We start from the raw sequence: 18,657 nt of genomic DNA on the forward strand, positions 1-18,657 counted from the left end.
TACGGCGGCGGGTCGGCGGCGGTGTACCAGCCGCTGGCCCGGGCGCTGGGCGACCGGGTGGAGGTGCTGTCCGCCGAGCTGCCCGGCCACGACCCCGCCAGGTCCGACGAGCTGCCGCTGCCGCTGGCGGAGCTGGTGGATGTGCTGGCCGCCGAGGTGGCGGCGACCGCGTCGGGCCCGGTCGCGATCTACGGCCACTGCGTGGGCTCCGCGCCCGCCGTCGCGCTCGCGCGGAAGCTGGAGGCCGACGGCGTGCCCGTGCTGGGCGTGATCGCCGCCGCCAGCTTCCCGGCCGCACGGCTGCCCGGCCTGGCCAGGAAGCTGTTCCGCGGCGACCGTCTGGTCTCCGACCGGCTGTTCCGCGACGCGCTGCGCGCCTCCGGCGGGCTGCTCGACGACATGGACGAGGCCGCCAAGGCGACCGCGGTGCGCGCCATGCGCCACGACTCCACGCAGGCGCAGGAGTGGTTCACCCGGGAGCTGGCCGCCGACGGCCCGCGACTGACCGCGCCGATCCTGTGCCTGGTGGGCGAGCGGGACCGGGCCACCCAGCTGCACGAGGAGCGCTACGCCGAATGGGGAGCCTTCGCGTCGAGGGTGGCGCACGCCGTGCTGCCCAGGGCCGGTCACTACTTCCTGCGTCATCAGGCCGAGCCGCTGGCCGCCCTGCTGTTCGACCAGCTACGGCGCTGGTCGGACGGCGAGCTCCCGGATCCGGTGCGCGCGCCGGACCGGACCGGCCTGCGCTCCTTCTACACCGTCGCCGGCGGACAGTTCGCGTCGGCGGTGGGCAACGCGCTCAGCGCCTTCGCGCTGGGCATCTGGGCCTACCAGCGCAGCGGCGAGATCCTGGACCTCGCGCTGGTCACGATGCTGGCGCAGATCCCGGCCGTGCTGCTCACCCCGCTGGGCGGCGCGCTGGCCGACCGGGTGGACCGGCGGCGGATCATGCTCGCCTGCGACGCCCTGTCCGGGCTGGCGATGGGGGCGCTGGTGCTGCTGATGGCGACCGGCCGGCTGGAGTTGTGGAACGTCTGTCTCGTCGTCGCCGTCACCTCGATGGTGACGGCGTTCCACCAGCCCGCCTACCTGGCCGCGATCGCGCAGCTGGTGCCCAAGCCGTACCTGCCGCAGGCCAACGCCATGGCCAACCTGGGGTTCGGCGCGGGCAACGTGGTCGCGCCGCTCGCGGGCGGCGCGCTGATCGGCCTGTTCGGGTTGTCGGCCGTGATCTCCATCGACGTGGCCACCTTCGCGATCGGCGTGGGCACGCTGCTCGCCGTCAGGTTCCCCGACCGGCTGTTCCACCGGCGTGAGGAGAGCTTCCGGGCCGCGCTGAGCGGCGGATGGCGCTTCATCCGCCGGCGGCGGCCGCTGCTGGTGATGGCGGTCTTCTTCGCGGTGGTCAACTTCTGCACCGCGCTGATGTGGGTGCTCATCACCCCGATCGTGTTGTCCATCGGCAGCTCGGCCGACCTGGGCGTGGTGACGGCCGCCGGAGGTCTCGGCGTGGCGGTGGGCACGGGCGTGATCCTGGTGTGGGGCGGCAGCCGCCGCCGGGCGACCGGCATGATCGCCTTCGTGATCGGCTCCGGGGTCGGTGTCGTCCTGATGGGCGCGTGGCCGGTCGTGGGGCTGGTCGCGGTCGGCCTGTTCGTCCGGCTGGCCTGCATGAGCATCGGCAACGCGCACTGGCTGTCGGTCATCCAGACCAAGGTGGGCCCGGATCTGCAGGGCCGGGTGCTGGCGGTGAACGTCATGCTGGCCACGGCCATGCAGCCGCTGGGCTTCCTGTCGGCCGGGCCGCTGGCCGAATGGGCGGAGCCGCTGACCTCCCGGCCCGGCGGCGGCGCCGCGGCGGTGTTGCTGGCCAGCGGCGTCCTGCTGGTGATCTGGGGCCTGCTCGGGCTGCGTCACCGGCAGCTGCACCACATCGAGGACCTCATCCCCGACGCGGCGCCGCCCTCGGAGGCCGCCGCCGACCTGAACGCGATCCAGGAGAAGGTGCTGAACGGATGACCTTGGTATCCGCGTCCGACGTGCGGGCCGCCGCGGCCCGCATCGCCCCGTTCGTCCGGCGCACGCCGCTGCTGCGGCTGCCCGGCGAACGCCTGTGGCTCAAGCCCGAGAACCGGCAGCCCACCGCCTCGTTCAAGGTGCGCGGGGCCGCGAACGCGGTGGCCCGGCTGGCCGGGCGGGGCATCACGCATGTCGTGGCCCAGTCCTCGGGCAACCACGCCCAGGCCATCGCCTACGCCGCCGCCCGGCACGGCCTGCGGGCCACCGTCGTCCTGCCCGACACCGCGCCGGAGCTCAAGGTGGAGGCCGCCCGCGGGCTCGGCGCCGAGGTGGTCATCGTGCCGCCGGCGCTGCGCGAGATCACCTGCCTGGCGCTGGCCGACCATCTCGGGGCGACCGTCGTGCGTTCCGACGACTTCGACGTGATCGCCGGGCACGGCAGCGCCGGGGCGGAGATCGCGCTCGACCTGCCGGAGGCGGGCACGATCCTGGTGCCCGTCTGCAACGGCGGGCTGCTGGCCGGCGTCGCGGTGGCGGCCAAGGCCGCCGACCCCGCGATCACCGTGATCGGCGTCGAGCCCGAGCTCGCCGCCGACGGCGCGGCCAGCTTCCGCAGCGGCAGCCGGACGGCCTGGCCGGTGGAGCTGACCTACCGCACCCGGGCCGACGGGTTGCGCGGCCCCGTCCTCGGCGAACTGGCCTGGGAGCACATCCGGCGGCACGTCGACGACATGCTGACCGTTCGCGAGGACGACATCGACGCCGCCGCCGACCTGCTGTGGGACCGGCTGGGCGAGCGGGCCGAGCCCAGCGGGGCCGTGACCACCGCCGCCTACCTGGCCCATCAGGCGCTTCTGCCGGACGGGCCGGTCGTGGCGATCATCTCCGGCGGCAACGTGGCGCCCGCCCTCCAGCCGGCGGCCCGGCAGGCGGAGTGACGCCCGCCCGCGCGTCCCATGACGGCTGCGGTCCCATGGGACGCGAGGGCGGGACGGCCGCTACGCCTCTTCGGAGACCCCCAGGTACATCACGCTCGGGTGCGCGGGGTTGAAGGCGATCGAGGTGACCCGGTCGTAGGCGTTGTGGTTGACGGTGACGCGGTCCTTGCGGGACTCGTACTTGTAGATGTCCGTGCCGATCGCCGACCATCCGGTCCCGAAGTCGAAGTAGAGGACGTCCGCGTCCTTCGGGTGCGGGGCGAGCAGCGGGCCGTTGGGGATCGTCACCACCGCGTCCTGGTCCACGGCGGGGGTGAAGTTCCGGCCGCCGTCGTCCGAGCGGTAGATGTGCCGGCCGCCGGACGGCACGCCGGCGTCCAGCTCCGCCAGGTTGAGCCCCATCGCCCACACGACGTTCCCGGCGGCCGGGGAGATCGCGGCGCTGAACACGTTGACCCGTTCGCCGTCCCCGGCCAGCCCCGCCGCCGAGGTCCAGGTGCGACCGCCGTCGAAGGTGACGCGGGCGCCGGTGTCGGAGGCGCCGAGCACCACGTGGTCCAGGTCCTGCGGGTCGAACACCGCCGTGTAGGACATGCGGGTGTCGCTGGGTGACCAGGCCGGCACCCCGACGGGCTGCCAGGTGCGCCCGCCGTCCCGCGACTCGTGCAGCTGGCCCTGCAGGTCGGACGCCCGCAGGCGGTCGCCGTCGCCCCGGTCCACGCCGATCCCGATCAGGTCGCCGCCCGGCCCGCTGAGCGGCGTGACGCCCTCGGGCGTGGCGAGCGCCAGGTTGCCGTCGCGGTCCCAGGCGTAGGCCCGGCCGCCCTGGGCGGCGACCAGCTCGATGTAGGAGCCCTTGACCTCGCCGGCCACGTTCCAGGTGCAACCCGCGTCCTTGGAGGCCAGCAACTGCCGGTTGGACATGGCCAGCAACTGGTTCGGCCGGTCGAGCGCGACCAGCCCGGTGGTGTAGACGACCGGGCCGAGCACCTTGCTGGTGGACGCGATCTTCTTGCCGTCGTTCCACGCGTACGTCACGGAGCCGTCACCGGCGACCGTCTGGCAGACCGGCCGGCTCCAGCCCGAGCCGTCGAAACCCTCACTGGAGGTCCTCGCCATGGCGGGCGTGGCGGCGGACAAGACCGTCAGCGCGGTCGCGAGCCCGATGGTGAACGCCTTCTTCAACACTGCCTCCCCGACAGGAATCTGGTACGCGTTCGTTCCTATCGGTGAATTCGATGCTCAGGCTAGGTCTGACCGCGGCTGGTTCACGCCATGGCAGGCATCTGACACACTGTTCGATCATGAACGCGGATGACAACGCCCTCGCCGCCGTCGGCGTGGACGCCGAGGACGAGCAGATCTACCGCACCCTGTTGCGCCGGCCGCGCACCACGCTGCCCGAGCTGGCCACGCACACCGGCCGCAGCACCGTGGCCCTGCGCCGGGCGTGCTCCCGGCTGGAGGCGCTGGGCCTGGTCAGCCGCATGGCCGGCCGCCCGGTCCGGTACGTGCCGACCAGGCCCGACGTGGCGGTGGCCGCCCTCATCTCCCGCCGCGAGGAGGGGCTGGCCCAGGCCAGGCTGGCCGCGCTCGCGCTGCTGGCCGAGACGCCGCGGACGGAGAACCTGGCCCCCGAGGAGCTGGTCGAGGTCGTCCAGGGGCAGGCGGCCGTGGTGCAGCGGTTCACCCAGTTGCAGCAGACCGCGACCGAGGAGCTCCTGGTGCTCGACCGGCCCCCGTACGCCCAGGACCCCTCCCAGCAGAACGCCCCCGAGATGGAACGCCTCGCGCACGGCCTCGTGGTGCGCGGCATCTACGACGCCTCGGCCCTGGAGATCCCCGGCAAGCTCCGTCTCGCCCAGGAGTCGGCGGCGGCCGGGGAGCAGGCCAGGGTGAGCCCCGAAGTGCCCATGAAGCTGGCCATCGCCGACCGCAGGACCGCCATCCTGCCGCTGAACGCCGACGCCTCGGCCCACTCCGGCAGCGCGGTCATCGTGCACTCCTCGTCGCTGCTCGACGCGCTGGTCACCCTGTTCGAGGTCCTGTGGCGGACGGCGCTGCCGCTCCCGCTCTACGACGCGCGCTCCCGCCCGGCGGACCTGCCGGACCCCGAGCTGTTCACGCTGCTCGCGGCCGGGCTCAAGGACGAGGCGGTCGCCCGCCAGCTCGGGGTGAGCCTGCGCACGGTGCACCGCCGGGTCAGCGAGCTGATGGACCGGCTCGGCGCCCGTACCCGCTTCCAGGCCGGCCTGCTCGCGGCCCGCCGCGGCTGGTGCGACGTGGACGCCTGACCGCCGGTCCGGACGGACAGGAGCCTTGTAGCATCGGGGCATGATCTTCACAGCGAGCGCCGCCGACGTCGCCGTCGTCCTGGGGCCGGGCGGTCCGGTGGGCACGGCCTGGCTGCTCGGCCTGGCGGCGGGCCTGCGCGCGGCGGGCGTGGAGCTCGCGGACGCCGACCTGCTCGTCGGCACCTCGGCGGGCGCGATCACCGCCGCCGCCCTGGCCACCGGACGAGACCTGGACGAGCTCGCCGACCTGCCGCCCGCGCCTGCGGGCCGGCGGGCCGGGGACCCGACCGTGATGCCCCGCGTCCTGCAGATCCTCAACGCGCCCGGCGCCGACCCGCGGGAGGCGCTGCGCCAGGCCGGCGCGCTCGCCCTGGAGGCCGACGCGCTGCCGGAGGAAGACCACCTGACCGCCATGCGACGGCTCGTCGGCACCGGCCCCTGGCCCGCCCGCCCGCTGCTGATCACCGCCGTGGACGCCGTCAGCGGCGAGCCGGTGGTCTGGGGCGGCGACAGCGGCGTCCCGCTGCACGCCGCCGTCGCCGCCAGCAGCGCCGCCCCCGGCCACGCCGCCCCGATCACCGTCGGCGCGCGCCGGTACATGGACGGCGCGCTCGGCGGCGGGTCCAACGCGCACCTCGCCGCGGGCGCGGGCACGATCGTCCTCGTCGAGCCGCTCGGGCACCTGTTCCCGGGCCCGGAGATCGAGCGGGGCGTGCGGATCCTGCCCGACGAGGCCGCGCTGGCGGCGTTCGGGCCGGACCTCGGCGACCGGAGCCGGTGGGGGCGGGTGTACCTGGAGGGGCACCGCCAGTCCGCCGGGCTCGCCGACCTGGTCGGGCCGTACCTGCCGGGCCGCTCCGCCCCGGCCTGAACCGGGGCGTGCCCGGCACGCAGCGGATCGGGGCAGGTGCGCGTTCCCTGTGCATGAAACTTGAGATCGTCGCCCGCGCGTCCCCGCCGCCGCCGGCCGACGCCGCCGACGCGGTGGTGGCCGGCCTGTACCGGGAGCACCGGCTCGCCCTCGTCCGCCTGGCCCTGCTGCTCGTGGGCGATCGGGAGAGCGCCGAGGACGTCGTCCAGGACGTCTTCTCCAGGTTGCACGGCAAGAGCCCGGCAACCCTCACCCTGCCGTACGTGCGGGTCTGCGTGCTGAACGCCTCGCGCTCGCTGCTGCGCAGGCGCAGCGTCGCCGCCAGGGCGATCCTGCGGCGGCGCGACGACCCGGTGGACTCGGCCGAGACGATCGCGCTCCTGGGCGAGTCGCGGCAGGAGATGCTCGCGGCGCTCGGCCGGTTGCCCCGGCGGCAGCGCGAGGTTCTCGTCCTGCGTTACTACCTCGACCTGTCCGACGCGGACATCGCCGAGGCGACGCGCCTGCGGCAGAGCACGGTACGGTCCACCGCGTCCAGAGCTCTGGAGCGGCTTGAGCGCGAACTGGGAGGCCGAGCATGACCACGATCGAGGACCGGCTCAGGGACGCGATGGCGGCCAGGGCGGAAACCGTTCAGGACGACGGGCGGCCGTTGGTGGCGCCGTCGCCGCGCCGGGGGCCGGCGGCGGCCCGGTGGTGGTGGGCGCCGGTGGCGGTGGCGACCGCGACCGCCGCCGTGGTGGGCGTCACCGTCCTGGGGACCCGGACGATCGGCTCCCCGCCGCCGTCCGCCGCGGCCCCGGCGGCCGCCGGCAGCCTGTCGCCGCCGGTCGAGAAGGTGTGGCCGGGCGCGGTGCACGAGATCCCGGCGACCGGCCCCGGCGGCCGCACCTTCACGCCGGACGTGTTCGTCGCCGACCGGGTGGTGGCCGGCCGGGGGCTCACCGGCAACCGGCTCGACGGCATCTGGTCGTACGACCTCGACAAGCGCGTGTTCACCCAGGTCGCGCCGCTGCAGGACGTCACGGTCATGAACGAGCCGCTGGTCTTCGGCGACGGCTACCTGGCCTGGTCGACGCTCAGGGACGACCGGTCGGAGATCTGGGCGGTGCCCGTCACCGGGGGCGTCCCGCAGCGGATCGCGGCGCTGACGGCCGTGCTGACCAGCGACAACGCCTACACCGGGATCAGGAAGCTGGCCATCGCCGGCGGCATGGCCGTGTGGTCGCCCGCCGACGGCGGCGTCTACCGGGCCCCGCTCAAGGGCGGGAACGTGTCCCTGATCAGCGGGACGAGGGGCTTCTACCTGGTCGAGTGGCCCTGGGCCGGCTGGCCGGCGCACGACCGGACGGTCGACCATCCCATCGACCGGCCTCTGGAGCATCTGAAGAACGTGCTCACCGGCCGGTCCAGGAACGCCGTCGCGGCCAAGAAGCGCTCGTCGTGGACCGACTGCGGCCCGGTGTGGTGCCTCAACAGGACGACGGCCTGGCGGCGCGACGGGACGGACCGCCGCGACCTGCCCGGCAACGCCACGGGAACGCTCATCTCCGGCCGCTTCGTCCTGCTCAACCAGAAGGACGCCGGCGGCGGCCAGGTTCTGGCCCTGCACGACGTCGCCACGAAGCGCACCGGCCGGCTGTTCCCCGTGCCGACGCGCAGGGGCGACAAGGCCCCGCCCACCCTGCACGCCCAGGAGGGCATGGTCTGGTTCCGGACGGCGCGGGGCGCCCAGGTGGTGATCGACCTGAAGGCGGCCGGCCGCTGAGCGAGGGCCGCCGCCCGGGAATCGTCCGGCCGGACAGGCATAGCGGGAGCCGCCCGCGCGCGTCTCAGGGGTGTCATTCACACGTTAGGAGGTGGTCGTGGACCCTGCGGACGAGCAAGGCTTCCGCGAGTTCGTCTCTGCGCGCTCGCCTGCCCTGATGCGGCTCGGCTTCATGCTCAGCGGCGGCGACCAGCACGCGGCGGAGGATCTCGTGCAGGCGGCGCTGGCCAAGCTGGCGGCCCGGTGGCGGCAGGTGGACGCCCCCGAGGCGTACGTCCGGCAGATCATGTACCGGCAGCAGGTGAACTGGTGGCGCGCGATCGGGCGGCGCGGCGAGGTGGTCCAGGCGGAGCTGCCCGACCGGCCGGGGGCCGACGGCACGCACCAGAGCGACCTGCGCATGGTGCTGCGCGCCGCCCTGGCCCGGCTCACCCCGAGGCAGCGCGCCGTGCTGGTGCTGCGTTACTTCGAGGACCTGCCGGAGGACCGGATCGCCGCCATGTTGTCCTGCTCGGTCGGCACGGTGCGGAGCACCACGTTCCGGTCGCTCGCCCGGCTGCGGCAGATCGCCCCGGAACTGGCTGCGGAACTGGAGGTCACCACATGAACCGGCTGCTTCGCGACACCATGGAGGAGTGGGCCGACGAGGTGCGGCTGCCGCACGACCTGGCCGACCGGGCGCTACGGCGGCGTGCCCGGCCGCCGGTCATGGCGGTGGCGCTGGCCGCCGGGCTGGCCGTCGTCGTGGCGGTGCTGGCCGTCGGGCTGCACGGCCGGAGCACGACCGTACGCCCGGCGAACGGGGTCACCGTGCCCGTCCGCCCCTCGGTGACGTCCACGGACGTGCGGGCCGACGTCGAGAACGCGCCGCCGAAGAAGTTCGTGGCGGCGGGGGACGTGGCCGTCTCCGCCTACTTCACCACCTGGCTGGAGAAGACGCCCGGCGGCGGCGAGCGCGTGCGGCGCACCTGGCACCTGTACGACCCCCGCTCCGACGGCTACGAGAAGACGCCGTGGGCCTGGCTGGACGTGGCGCCGGGGCTCCAGCTCGCCGCGGTGCTCCAGGGCGAGCGGATCGGCAGGCGGGTGGGGATCGTCGACATGAACACCCGGCAGGCCCTGGCCTGGATCGACCTGGAGCACGACGTCGGCTCGCTGGTCTGGTCGCCGGACGGCACCAGGGTGCTGGCCACGGCGTACTCGCGGTACCCGGAGCGGAGCCGCAAGCAGATGGACAAGAACTCCTACACCGTCGAGGAGTTCGCCCAGCCCCGGATCGGCTACTACGTCATCGACGTGGCCACCGGCCAGGCCGCCTACCACCCGCTGCCGTCGCTGGACCGCGACGACAACCCCGGGAACATGAACGCGCGCCAGGACCTCGGCTGGAGCCTGGACGGGTCCATGCTCTGGGAGCCCACCGACACCATGCCCGACAGGTTGTGGCTCGGCCTCGACGGCGCCCGCCGCGACGGCCCGGCCGGCGACCGGTACATCGACTACTCGGGCTGGTCGAAGGTCTCGCCCGACGGCAGGCTGGTGCTGGACCGAGACCTGCCGCCGTCGGTGCCGGGCCGGCAGCTGGTGCTGCAGCACCTGGCCTGGGCCGACAACGAGAACGTGGTGGTGCTGGGGTGCGCGGGCGCGTGCAAGAACGAGTTCGACAACGGCCTGGCGCTGGCGAGCGCCGACGGTGAGCGGATGATCCAGCTCACCGGCAGCCGCGACCGCGGCGGCGACGAGACCTGGCAGTGGGTGCTCACCCGCCGGAACTAGCTCCGTCGTCGGCCCCGAGCCCCGTGCCCCCTCGGGCACGGGGCTTTCCCGTGCCACTTGCCAGCCACTGAACATGTGTTTAGTCTACTGAACATGTGTTCAGACCTGACCGCTCAGGCCAAGATCCGCAACGCGGCCATCGCGCACTTCGCCCGTGACGGCTTCGCCAGGACCAACCTGCGCGCCGTGGCGGCGACCGCCGGGGTGAGCCCCGCCCTGGTCATCCACCACTTCGGCAGCAAGGAGAAGCTCCGGAGCGCCTGCGACGGCCACGTGCTCGGCGTCCTGGTCCGGCGGGCCGGCCGCGCCCGCCCGAGCGGCATGCAGGACCTCTTCCGCGAGTACCTGTCCAACCCGGAGGAGTACCGCCTCCAGGTGCGGTACATGCTGCGCGCGATCGAGGAGGACACACCCGCCGCGGCCACGTTCGTCGAGACGCTGGTGGAGGAGTCGGAGCAGGTCCTGCGGGCCGGGATCGCCGACGGCTCGATGCGGCCGTCCTCCGACGTGCGGGCGCTGGCGGTGCTGACCGTGCTCAACAGCGTGGCCACGCTGACCATGCCGCCGTCCCTGGCGCGCGCGCTGGGCCACGAGCAGTTCGGCCCCGACGTGCTGCGCCGCCTCGCGCTGCCCACGCTGGAGCTCTACACCCACGGGCTGTTCACCGACGACGCCGCCCTCAAGGCCGCCCGGGCCGCCCTCGACGACTCACCACAGGAAGAGGACTGACACGATGACCATCCCCCTCCCCGGCCTCACGCCGCTGGAGAACACGCTCTGGCTCACGCTGGCCGGCAAGGCGCTCGACTACCGGGCCGAGCACCCGATCCTGCGCGACCGGACGGCCTACGACCTGGCCGCGAGACTCGACCTGGACGCCGCCCGGTTCAAGCTCTCCGCCAGCCCCGTCGTGGGCATCGCCCACCGCTCCCTGGTCATGGACGACATCGTGCGGCGGTTCGTCGCCCGCCGTCCCGACGCGGTCGGGCTCGACCTCGGCGCCGGGCTCGACACCCGCGTCCACCGCGTCGACCCGCCGCCCACCGTCGACTGGTACGACGTCGACCTGCCCGGCGTGGCCGAGGCCCGGCGCCGGCTGCTGCCGGAGCGGCCGCACGCCCATGTCATCGGCCGCGACCTCAACGACCCGCACTGGCTGGACGAGGTGCCCTCCGACCGTCCGGCCGTGATCGTCGCCGACGGGCTGATCGGGTTCCTGTCGCAGGAGGAGCTGGCCACCCTCCTCGACCGGCTCATCCGCCACTTCCCCGAGGGCGAGATCTGCTTCAACGGCTACACGAGGTTCCACGTGTGGGCGGCCAGGAGGTATCCCGGCACCCGGTCCGTCGCGCCCTTCCTGAAGTCGCCCGGATACGACACGCCGCAGGACATCGAGCGCCTGGAGCCCCGGCTGAAGCTGGTGCGCGAGATCTTCCTGACCCGCGAGCCCGAGGTCGCCGGCTACCCGTGGACGACCCGGCTGGCGAGCCGGCTGACCTCCTGGAGCACGTCCCTGTCCCGCAAGGGCACCGCCGTCCAGCACTACCGCTTCTGAGCCACGGGCTCGGCCCGGCCCTACCTTCGACTGGCTCTCCACCGATCCCGAGGTAACGGCGGCGAACTGGAGCTGGGTTACCTGCTGCGCCGCGGCGCGTGGGGCGCGGGCTTCGCGTTCGAGGCCGCGACGGCCGTGTTGCGCGCCTGACCGCGCCCGCCGGGGTCACAGTCCCGACATGGACGCGGCCAGGTACTGCCCGAGCTGCGGGATGCGGGCGTCGGACAGGCGGCTGGACGGGCCGGAGATGCCGGCCGCGCCGATCAGGGAGCCGCGGATGCGCACCGGCACCGCGACGCACCGGACGCCGTCGAAGGTCTCGTCCCGGTCGACCGCGTAGCGGGCCTCGCGGGACTCCTCCACCCGGCGCCGCAGCTCGATGGGGCCCTTGGCGGCCTTCTCCGTGCCGCCCGCGTAGGACAGGCGGGCCAGGTGGGTGTCCAGGGCCTCGGGGTCGAGGGCCGACAGGTAGGCCTTCCCCAGCGCCGAGCAGTGCATCGGCCGGATCGTCCCTAACTGTTCGGAGACGGCCACCACGTGCCGGGTGGGGAAGAAGGCGAGGTAGACCATCGTGTCCTTGGCCGGCACCGCCAGGATCGTCGCGTCGCCGCACTCGTCGCGGATCGAGGCGAGCACCGGGTCGATGATCTGGCTCCAGTCGGTCTCCGGCGCCTGGATGAGCCCGTAGAACTTGGCCGGGACGATCGTGTAGCGCTTGGTCGCCTCGTTGCGGGCCACGTACCCCGTGGCGACCAGCTCGGCGAGCAGCCGCAGGGCGGTGCTGCGGTTGACGTCGAGCTCGCGGGCGAGCTCGGCGGCGGTCAGCGGTTCGCCGGAGAGCAGTTCCAGCGCCCGCAGCGCGCGCTGTATGGGAGAGGCGGTACGGCCGTCGGAGAGGTCGTTCGTACTGGGGCCCTGGTTCGTCGTCATGACAAGGATTGTCCGCCGTTCAGGCCGAAGAGGTGATCAACTGCTTCGCGGTTGGCCCTGAAGGATCTCTCGGCCTGGTCCTCCCAGCCGAAGACCTGCACGGTGAGGATGCCGTCGAACTCGACCGACGCGAGCGCCCGGCGCACCTCGGCCCAGTCGATCTCGCCGCGGCCCAGGTCGAAGTGCTGGTGGATCCGGCACGGGACGCCCGGCGGGTTGACGATGGTGCGGCCGGGCCGGAAGGTGTCGGCGACGTGCACGTGGTCGAACCAGCCGCGGGCGTACTCCACCTGCTCGGTGGTGCTGCCCTGGAGGTGGTAGGCGTGCGGCACGCAGTGCAGGTAGCGCAGCCGCGGGCTGCCGATCTCCTTGATCAGGTCCACCGCGCCGGCGGTGGTCTCGACGAAGTCCCACGGGTGCGGCTCGGCGACGAGCTCGACGTCCTCGCGTTCGAGCACCGGAAGCAGGTCCTCGATCGAGCGCAGGAACGCCTTCCGGCAGGCGTCGGGCTGGTCCGGGTGGCCGGACAGCTCGGTGTTGATCCGCCGGCAGCCGAGCTCCACGGCGGCGGCGATGCCGTCCCGCCACCAGGCGACGGCCTGCCTGCGGACGTCCTCGTCGGGGCTGGACCACGCCTGGATCACCGCGACCGAGACGATCTCGACGCCGCAGGCGTCCGCCGCGTCGCGGAAGCCGCGCAGCTCGGCCGCCGAGGCGTGCATGGGGCCGAACGCCGGGATGAAGTCGTCGCGGTTGCCCATCTCCAGATGGCGGTAGCCGGCCTCGGCGGCCGCGCGGGCGGCGAGCTCGACCGGCCTGCCCTGGAGCATCGCCGGGTCAAGAGCGATCTTCATGCCACTTCTTCCTTCCAGACGCTGTCAGGGACGATGACCGCCTTGCCGGGGACCTGCCGGGCGCGAAGCGCGTCGAGCGCGTCGTTCACCTCGGACAGCCGCCACCGGGCGGTCGGTGAGAGCCGGATCTTCCCGGCCGCGGCCAGCACGATGATCGACTCCAGGTCCTCGCGGCGGCCCGACCGGATGCCCCGGATGCGGGCCTCCTTGCGCGCGACGACGGCGAAGTCCACGTCCGGGACGCGAGCGTACCCGGCCAGCAGGTATGTGCCGTGCGGGTTCAGAGCGTCCAGGCCCGGCGCCAGGACGGCGGGCACGCCCGTGCAGTCGATGACGGCGTCCACGGGCACGCCGGCCTCCTCGATCGAGGCGACGACGTCGTGGCCGACGGCCTGCAGCGCCCGGCGGCGCAGCGGACCGGGCTCGACGACCTGGACGGGCACGCCGCGCACGCGCAGCAGCTCGGCGCACAGGTGGCCGATGGGCCCGGCGCCGAGGACGAGCACGCGGCGCGGATCGTGCTCCAGCGCCACCCGGACGCTGTTGGCGGCGGTCGCCCCGCCGTCGACCAGCGAGGCGGCCTCCTCCCACGACAGCCGCGACGGCAGCTCGACGAGCTGGGCCGCCCGGACACGCAGGTGGTCGGCGTAGCCGCCCCAGGCGCCGAGCACGCCGGTGATCGACACCAGCTCCGGGCAGAGCCGCTCGTCGCCGGCCCGGCACGCCGCGCACGAGCCCTCGCCGGTGAACAGGGTGATGGTGGCCCGGCGGCCGAGCCATTCCCGGGCCCCGGCGCCGGCCTCCACGACCACCCCGACCGGCTCGTGGCCGAGCACGAAGGGCGTCTCGGGCCGGTAGGAGTGCCCGGCCAGGACGTGCAGGTCGGTGCCGCAGATGCCGCAGGCGTGCACCCGCAGGACGACCTCGTCATCGCTCTCGGGCGCCGGACGCGGCACGCGCGTGACGGCGAGCCGTTCGCTCGGGATCGAGGTGGCCACGGCGGCCTGCATGGTGGCCGTGGCTGACGGTGCTCCCACTGGGCGCCTTCTTCCGGGGGCAGGTTCGGTGTGCACCACAGCATCCACAAGTGTTGCGAAAGATGCAACCCCTTGACGTCTCACGCAACACATTGTCCGAATGCACTGAGCAGTGAATTGCCAGGAAACATGCGGGTCACGGGGGTTGACATGCCTGGAATGTCCCCCATAGCGTCGGGCACCACTAACGTCCCTTGGTGCAACACAGTTCGTCTGACGCAACACCTCGCTGCTGATCACAGCGAGAGGTCGAGCCCCCCAACGGCCGCCCGCAGGTGCTCTTCGTCGCCGACCTTGTGGATGAGACTTCAGGACGCGAGGAGTCACCGCCATCGAAATCCCTCCGGAAACCCCCTGCCCCGGAGGCTTCATGGCTCATTTCAAGGAGGACAGGATGCTCCGACACCATCGCTCCGCACGAGCTCTGACCGCTGTCGCCACCGCCGCCGCCATCGGCGCCACGGGCTGCGCCGGCTCCTCGATCACCACCAAGCCGGCCGCCGCGCCGACGGACGTGGGCACGTCGTGCGCCAAGTACGGCACCGTCAAGCTCACCGTCGGCATGTCGGAGGCCGGCGAGGCCATCGCCAACGGCTTCAAGGAGCAGGTGAAGTCCTTCCAGGCGGCCAACAAGAACGTCACGGTCGACCTGCAGATCAAGGACTGGGCCTCCTCGGCCAGCACCATCAAGCTGGTGATGTCCGGCAACAACCCGCCCGACGTCATGCAGGGCAACTCCGGCTGGGCCATCAACGGCGCCCTGTGGAAGGCGGGCCTGCTGCTGAACCTGGACCCGTACGCCAAGGCGTTCGGGTGGGCCGGGAAGTTCCCCGAATCGGCGCTGACGGTCAACAGGTTCACCGCCGACGGCAAGGCGCTGGGCGAGGGCAGCCTCGTCGCCGTCCCGCCCGCCATCCAGTACGTCGGCGTGTTCTACAACAAGGCCGTCCTGGGCAAGCTGGGCATCGACCCGGCCGGCCTCGACGACAAGGCGGCCTTCCTCCAGGCGCTGGACAAGGCCAAGGCGGCCGGCGTCACCCCCGTCATGCTCGGCGACTCGGAGAAGTGGCCGGCGCTGCACAACCTGTCGCTGTTCAACGGCTGGTACGTCGCCCCGGACACGATCAACAACTGGGTCTACAACAAGCCCGGCAGCACCTACGACGACGACGGCCACCTGAAGGGCTCGACCGACTTCCGCGCCTGGATGGAGAAGGGCTACTTCAACTCCGACGCGCTGGCGACCAGCTTCACCGACGCCACCAGCCGCTTCGGCAAGGGCCAGTCCGCCTTCTTCGTCACCGGCTCCTGGGCCCTCGGCGACGTCGGCAAGGCCCTGGGCGACGACGCCGGCTTCATGCTCTTCCCGGCCGGCGACAGCGGCAAGCACGCGGCCGTCGGCGGCTACAGCCTGCCCTTCAGCATCTCGGCCAAGACCAAGTACCCCGACTGCGCGGCGGCGTTCATCGACTACGTGACCGCCGGCGAGGAGGCTGTCGCGGCCCAGATCGCGGCCGGCCGTCCGTCGGCGACCAAGGCGGGCGTCAACGCCAAGATCGACGACCCGCTGCTGAAGCAGATGGTGGACGCCTACGAGCGGCTGTCGTCCGAGAACGGCCTGTTCACCTGGGAGGACTGGCCGACCCCGACGATGCTGACCTTCCAGGGCGCCGAGGCCCAGCGGCTGCTGTCGGGCGAGATCACGCCCAAGCAGTACAACGAGTCGGTCCAGAAGAACTGGGCCGACTACATGAAGACCCGTTCCTGACCCGGCGGGCGGCGCACGAGGCGCCGGCCCCGTCCCCCCCGTGAGAAAGGCTGTTCGTGGACAAGGTAGTCATCACCGTAACCGTCGACTGTTCCATGTCGTATCCCGGTTTCAAGGGCATGCCGAGGATCGACGACGTGCCCGCCGTCGCCGGTGAGTACGTACGGGCGATCGACTCCGGCGCGTCGCTCGTCCACCACCACGGCGTGCACTACCTGGAGGACTCGATCCAGGAGGACGGCCGCCAGCTCTCCCGCACCGACTACGACGGCTGGGCCGACCTGACCGACCGCATCCGCGCCGAGCGCGACTCGATCATCCAGTTCGGCATCGCCAGCGCCCGGCTGGAGGAGAAGGTCGCGCTCATGAAGCTGCGCCCGGACATGATGTCCTACGCCTTCAACGTGCACGACGAGTACTTCCGGCCCGACCCGGCCTATCCCGCCAACGAGCAGTACGCCATCCACACCCGCCCCGAGCTGGAGGCCTTCTGCAAGGCGGCCAAGGAACACGGCGTCAAGCCCGAGGTCGAGTCCTTCTACACCGGCGCGTTCTGGAACCTGGAGTTCATCCGCGACCAGGGCCTGCTCGACGACCCGGTCTGGACGACCCTGTTCCTGGGCTGGCCCGGCGGCGCGTGGACGCCCCCCACCGAGGACTCCCTGCTGTACCTGGTCCGGCACCTGCCGCCGCGGGTCAACTGGAACGTCAGCGTGATGAACCCGAAGATGCAGTGGCGCCTGCTGGCCATGGCCATGAGCCTGGGCGGCCACGTACGGGTCGGCTGGGAGGACAACCCGTACCTGCCGGACGGATCGCCGTCGCGCTCCAACGCCGAGCTCGTCGACGAGATCGTCAAGATCGCGCACCTGATGGGCCGCGAGGTGGCGACCCCCGACGAGGCCCGCGAGATCATCGGCCTGCCCGCGCGGCAGGGCGCGGCCCAGCCGGCGGCCGCGGCCGCCGGCCAGAGCGCCTAGGAATCCGTCAGGACACGCCGGCGCCCCGGTGCGGCGCGGAAAGACCGCGCCGCGCCGGGCGCGCCACGTAGGGAAGTGGATCGCACCATGGCCGTCACGGTCACCACAGACGCCGGCCCGGCGACCCCCGCCGGCAGGCGCCCCCGCCGGGGAGTCCGGCGGGGCGAGGTCCGCGGGATGCCGTACCTGCTCATCCTGCCCGGATTCATCTTCTACGCGCTGTTCGTCCTCGTGCCCATCGCCGACACGGTCCGCCTGTCGTTCCTCGAATGGGACGGGCTCTCGCCGCAGACGTGGGTCGGGCTCGACAACTACCTCCAGGTGCTGACCGATCCGAACACCTGGACCTCGTTGCGGGTCTCGCTCGTCTTCGTCGTCTTCGGCTGCGTGCTGCCGGTGGCGCTCGCCCTGCTGCTCGTCGGCATCATCGCGCGGACCAGGATCCGGGGGCTGAGCTTCTTCCGGTTCGTGTTCTTCCTGCCGTACACGATCGCCCTGGCGGTCGTCGCGATCGCCTGGCGCTGGCTCTACTCGCTGGACGGCTCGCTCAACGCGATCATCAAGGCCGTCCTCGGCGCCGACCTGGTGCGGCCGTTCCTCGGCGACGCCGGCCTGGCGCTGCCCGCCCTGGGCGTCGTCGCGCTGTGGGCGACGTTCGGCTTCGTCGTGGTCATGCTGCTGTCCGGCACGCAGCACATCCCGAAGGAGCTGTACGAGGCCGCGCGCATCGACGGCGCGGGACCGGTGCGCGAGTTCTTCACCGTGACCCTGCCCGGCATCCGCCACGAGCTGCGCGTGTCGCTGGTGATGACCCTCACCCTGTCCCTGCGCATCTTCGACCTGCCCCTGATGGCGACGCAGGGCGGCCCCGGCTACGCCACCACCACGCCGTCGCTGATGATGTACCGCGACGTCTTCGTCAACGGGCAGATCGGTCCGGGAGCGGCCATCGCCGTGCTGCTCACCCTGGTCATCTTCATCGGCGTCGGCCTGGTCAACCGGCTCGTCAGATCGGAATAACACGATGGTCTCCCGCCGCAGCAACACCATGTCCTACGTGGTCCTGCTCCTGTTCGCGGCCTTCGCGATCTACCCCTTCATCTCCACGACGCTCGTCGCCTTCAACCCGCCGGACGCGTCCGTGAGCGGGCTGGCCTGGCCGAGCCGGTGGTCCCTGGACAGCTTCGTCAGCGCCTGGGACAACCCGGACGCCGGCATCGGGCGCTCGCTGCTCAACAGCGTCCTGCTGTCCGGGGTGGTGGTGAGCGTGTCGGTCTTCTTCTCGATCCTGACCGGCTACGCCTTCGGGACGATGCGGTTCCGCGGCTCGTCGCTGCTGTTCCCGCTGTTCGTGCTCGGGCTGATCGTGCCGTACGAGGCGACCGTGATCCCGCTCTACTACCAGTTCAGGGCCTACGACCTGATCGACACCTACTGGTCGATGATGCTGCCGTGCATCGGCGGCTCGATGGCCTTCGGCACGTACTGGATGACGTCGTTCTTCACGTCCTTCCCCCGCGAGCTGCTGGAGGCCGCGCGGACGGACGGGTCGAACCGGTGGCAGACGCTGTGGCGGGTGGTCGTGCCCACGGCCAGCTCGCCGATCTTCGCCCTGGCCACCATCCTGTTCATCTGGACGTGGAACAACCTGCTGCTCGCGGTCGTGATGATCTCCCAGCCGGAGCTGCGCATGGTGCCCGCCGCGCTCAACTTCTTCGTCGGCCTGCAGTACGGCAGCAACTACCAGATCACCTGCGCCGCCGCGATCATGGTCGCGCTGCCGGTGATGATCGTCTACTACCTCCTCCAGCGCCGGTACGGCGCCGACGTGCTCGCCGGCTCACTCAAGGGCTGAGGCCGGCGCCCA

Annotated in this window: 19 protein-coding genes; 15 read left to right on the top strand and 4 right to left on the bottom strand. The window is 72.4% G+C overall.

The window, feature by feature from the left end:
• Window positions 1-2,019, top strand: a 2,019-nt coding sequence (locus ACFYYW_RS36570) for an MFS transporter (protein ID WP_387655866.1), incomplete at its 5' end; no start/stop codon positions are given.
• On the top strand, window positions 2,016-2,957 hold the full coding sequence (locus tag ACFYYW_RS36575; RefSeq protein ID WP_387655869.1) for a threonine/serine dehydratase: 942 nt from the start codon (window positions 2,016-2,018) through the stop codon (window positions 2,955-2,957). The genes ACFYYW_RS36570 and ACFYYW_RS36575, both read left to right, overlap by 4 nt.
• 60 nt (window positions 2,958-3,017) lie before the next feature.
• On the opposite strand, the gene ACFYYW_RS36580 is transcribed toward ACFYYW_RS36575, so the two are convergent.
• Window positions 3,018-4,142: a WD40/YVTN/BNR-like repeat-containing protein gene (locus ACFYYW_RS36580; RefSeq protein ID WP_387655872.1), complete on the bottom strand. Its 1,125-nt coding sequence runs from the start codon at window positions 4,140-4,142 to the stop codon at window positions 3,018-3,020.
• 119 nt (window positions 4,143-4,261) lie between these two features.
• Here ACFYYW_RS36580 and ACFYYW_RS36585 point away from each other — a divergent pair, with 119 nt between their 5' ends.
• From ACFYYW_RS36585 to ACFYYW_RS36625, 9 genes are all read left to right on the top strand, one after another.
• The gene (locus tag ACFYYW_RS36585; RefSeq protein ID WP_352330704.1) at window positions 4,262-5,251 is read left to right on the top strand and encodes a helix-turn-helix domain-containing protein; all 990 of its coding nucleotides are present in this window, start codon (window positions 4,262-4,264) and stop codon (window positions 5,249-5,251) included.
• A gap of 40 nt (window positions 5,252-5,291) precedes the next feature.
• On the top strand, window positions 5,292-6,122 hold the full coding sequence (locus ACFYYW_RS36590; protein ID WP_387655877.1) for a patatin-like phospholipase family protein: 831 nt from the start codon (window positions 5,292-5,294) through the stop codon (window positions 6,120-6,122).
• A gap of 53 nt (window positions 6,123-6,175) precedes the next feature.
• Entirely contained in the window at window positions 6,176-6,703 is a 528-nt protein-coding gene (locus ACFYYW_RS36595; protein WP_387655880.1) for a sigma-70 family RNA polymerase sigma factor, read from the top strand.
• Entirely contained in the window at window positions 6,700-7,890 is a 1,191-nt protein-coding gene (locus ACFYYW_RS36600; protein ID WP_387655882.1) for a hypothetical protein, read from the top strand. The genes ACFYYW_RS36595 and ACFYYW_RS36600 overlap by 4 nt, the downstream gene beginning before the upstream one ends.
• Window positions 7,891-7,987: 97 nt before the next feature.
• Window positions 7,988-8,497 (top strand): SigE family RNA polymerase sigma factor, encoded by a 510-nt coding sequence (locus ACFYYW_RS36605; protein WP_387655884.1) that lies wholly within the window; start codon window positions 7,988-7,990, stop codon window positions 8,495-8,497.
• Complete coding sequence (locus tag ACFYYW_RS36610) at window positions 8,494-9,666, top strand: hypothetical protein (RefSeq protein WP_387655887.1); 1,173 nt, start codon at window positions 8,494-8,496, stop codon at window positions 9,664-9,666. The genes ACFYYW_RS36605 and ACFYYW_RS36610 overlap by 4 nt, the downstream gene beginning before the upstream one ends.
• Window positions 9,667-9,759: 93 nt before the next feature.
• Window positions 9,760-10,395, top strand: coding sequence for a TetR family transcriptional regulator (locus tag ACFYYW_RS36615; protein ID WP_387655889.1), 636 nt, complete (start codon window positions 9,760-9,762; stop codon window positions 10,393-10,395).
• 4 nt (window positions 10,396-10,399) lie between these two features.
• Entirely contained in the window at window positions 10,400-11,221 is an 822-nt protein-coding gene (locus ACFYYW_RS36620; RefSeq protein WP_387655892.1) for a class I SAM-dependent methyltransferase, read from the top strand.
• 30 nt (window positions 11,222-11,251) lie between these two features.
• Complete coding sequence (locus ACFYYW_RS36625; protein ID WP_387656467.1) at window positions 11,252-11,371, top strand: GNAT family N-acetyltransferase; 120 nt, start codon at window positions 11,252-11,254, stop codon at window positions 11,369-11,371.
• Between the two features lie 15 nt (window positions 11,372-11,386).
• Here ACFYYW_RS36625 and ACFYYW_RS36630 read toward each other — a convergent pair whose 3' ends face one another.
• The 3 genes from ACFYYW_RS36630 to ACFYYW_RS36640 are packed head-to-tail and all read right to left on the bottom strand — an operon-like array spanning window position 11,387 to window position 14,042.
• Window positions 11,387-12,151, bottom strand: coding sequence for an IclR family transcriptional regulator (locus tag ACFYYW_RS36630; protein ID WP_387655894.1), 765 nt, complete (start codon window positions 12,149-12,151; stop codon window positions 11,387-11,389).
• Entirely contained in the window at window positions 12,148-13,005 is an 858-nt protein-coding gene (locus tag ACFYYW_RS36635) for a sugar phosphate isomerase/epimerase family protein (protein WP_387655897.1), read from the bottom strand. Before ACFYYW_RS36635 ends, ACFYYW_RS36630 begins: the two co-directional genes overlap by 4 nt.
• Window positions 13,002-14,042, bottom strand: coding sequence for an alcohol dehydrogenase catalytic domain-containing protein (locus ACFYYW_RS36640; RefSeq protein WP_387655899.1), 1,041 nt, complete (start codon window positions 14,040-14,042; stop codon window positions 13,002-13,004). The genes ACFYYW_RS36635 and ACFYYW_RS36640 overlap by 4 nt, the downstream gene beginning before the upstream one ends.
• 394 nt (window positions 14,043-14,436) lie before the next feature.
• Here ACFYYW_RS36640 and ACFYYW_RS36645 point away from each other — a divergent pair, with 394 nt between their 5' ends.
• The 4 genes from ACFYYW_RS36645 to ACFYYW_RS36660 all read left to right on the top strand — a co-directional run bounded on the left by ACFYYW_RS36645 (window position 14,437) and on the right by ACFYYW_RS36660 (window position 18,645).
• Window positions 14,437-15,810: an ABC transporter substrate-binding protein gene (locus tag ACFYYW_RS36645; RefSeq protein WP_387655902.1), complete on the top strand. Its 1,374-nt coding sequence runs from the start codon at window positions 14,437-14,439 to the stop codon at window positions 15,808-15,810.
• 95 nt (window positions 15,811-15,905) lie between these two features.
• Complete coding sequence (locus ACFYYW_RS36650) at window positions 15,906-16,790, top strand: 3-keto-5-aminohexanoate cleavage protein (RefSeq protein ID WP_387655905.1); 885 nt, start codon at window positions 15,906-15,908, stop codon at window positions 16,788-16,790.
• Between the two features lie 87 nt (window positions 16,791-16,877).
• A complete protein-coding gene (locus ACFYYW_RS36655) occupies window positions 16,878-17,810 on the top strand; it encodes a carbohydrate ABC transporter permease (protein ID WP_387655908.1) in 933 nt (310 codons plus the stop codon).
• A gap of 4 nt (window positions 17,811-17,814) precedes the next feature.
• Complete coding sequence (locus ACFYYW_RS36660) at window positions 17,815-18,645, top strand: carbohydrate ABC transporter permease (protein WP_387655910.1); 831 nt, start codon at window positions 17,815-17,817, stop codon at window positions 18,643-18,645.
• Window positions 18,646-18,657: the final 12 nt, after the last annotated feature.

This window comes from Nonomuraea sp. NPDC001831, assembly GCF_042892035.1.
GTDB lineage: Bacteria > Actinomycetota > Actinomycetes > Streptosporangiales > Streptosporangiaceae > Nonomuraea.

Bases quoted from the DNA above. Each gene is read 5' to 3' on its own strand.
- ACFYYW_RS36575 (WP_387655869.1), top strand. From the start codon at position 2,016: ATGACCTTGGTATCCGCGTCCGACGTGCGGGCCGCCGCGGCCCGCATC.
- ACFYYW_RS36610 (WP_387655887.1), top strand. From the start codon at position 8,494: ATGAACCGGCTGCTTCGCGACACCATGGAGGAGTGGGCCGACGAGGTG.
- ACFYYW_RS36635 (WP_387655897.1), bottom strand. From the start codon at position 13,005: ATGAAGATCGCTCTTGACCCGGCGATGCTCCAGGGCAGGCCGGTCGAG.
- ACFYYW_RS36645 (WP_387655902.1), top strand. From the start codon at position 14,437: ATGCTCCGACACCATCGCTCCGCACGAGCTCTGACCGCTGTCGCCACC.
- ACFYYW_RS36585 (WP_352330704.1), top strand. From the start codon at position 4,262: ATGAACGCGGATGACAACGCCCTCGCCGCCGTCGGCGTGGACGCCGAG.
- ACFYYW_RS36620 (WP_387655892.1), top strand. From the start codon at position 10,400: ATGACCATCCCCCTCCCCGGCCTCACGCCGCTGGAGAACACGCTCTGG.
- ACFYYW_RS36595 (WP_387655880.1), top strand. From the start codon at position 6,176: ATGAAACTTGAGATCGTCGCCCGCGCGTCCCCGCCGCCGCCGGCCGAC.
- ACFYYW_RS36660 (WP_387655910.1), top strand. From the start codon at position 17,815: ATGGTCTCCCGCCGCAGCAACACCATGTCCTACGTGGTCCTGCTCCTG.
- ACFYYW_RS36630 (WP_387655894.1), bottom strand. From the start codon at position 12,151: ATGACGACGAACCAGGGCCCCAGTACGAACGACCTCTCCGACGGCCGT.
- ACFYYW_RS36615 (WP_387655889.1), top strand. From the start codon at position 9,760: ATGTGTTCAGACCTGACCGCTCAGGCCAAGATCCGCAACGCGGCCATC.
- ACFYYW_RS36600 (WP_387655882.1), top strand. From the start codon at position 6,700: ATGACCACGATCGAGGACCGGCTCAGGGACGCGATGGCGGCCAGGGCG.
- ACFYYW_RS36650 (WP_387655905.1), top strand. From the start codon at position 15,906: ATGTCGTATCCCGGTTTCAAGGGCATGCCGAGGATCGACGACGTGCCC.
- ACFYYW_RS36655 (WP_387655908.1), top strand. From the start codon at position 16,878: ATGGCCGTCACGGTCACCACAGACGCCGGCCCGGCGACCCCCGCCGGC.
- ACFYYW_RS36590 (WP_387655877.1), top strand. From the start codon at position 5,292: ATGATCTTCACAGCGAGCGCCGCCGACGTCGCCGTCGTCCTGGGGCCG.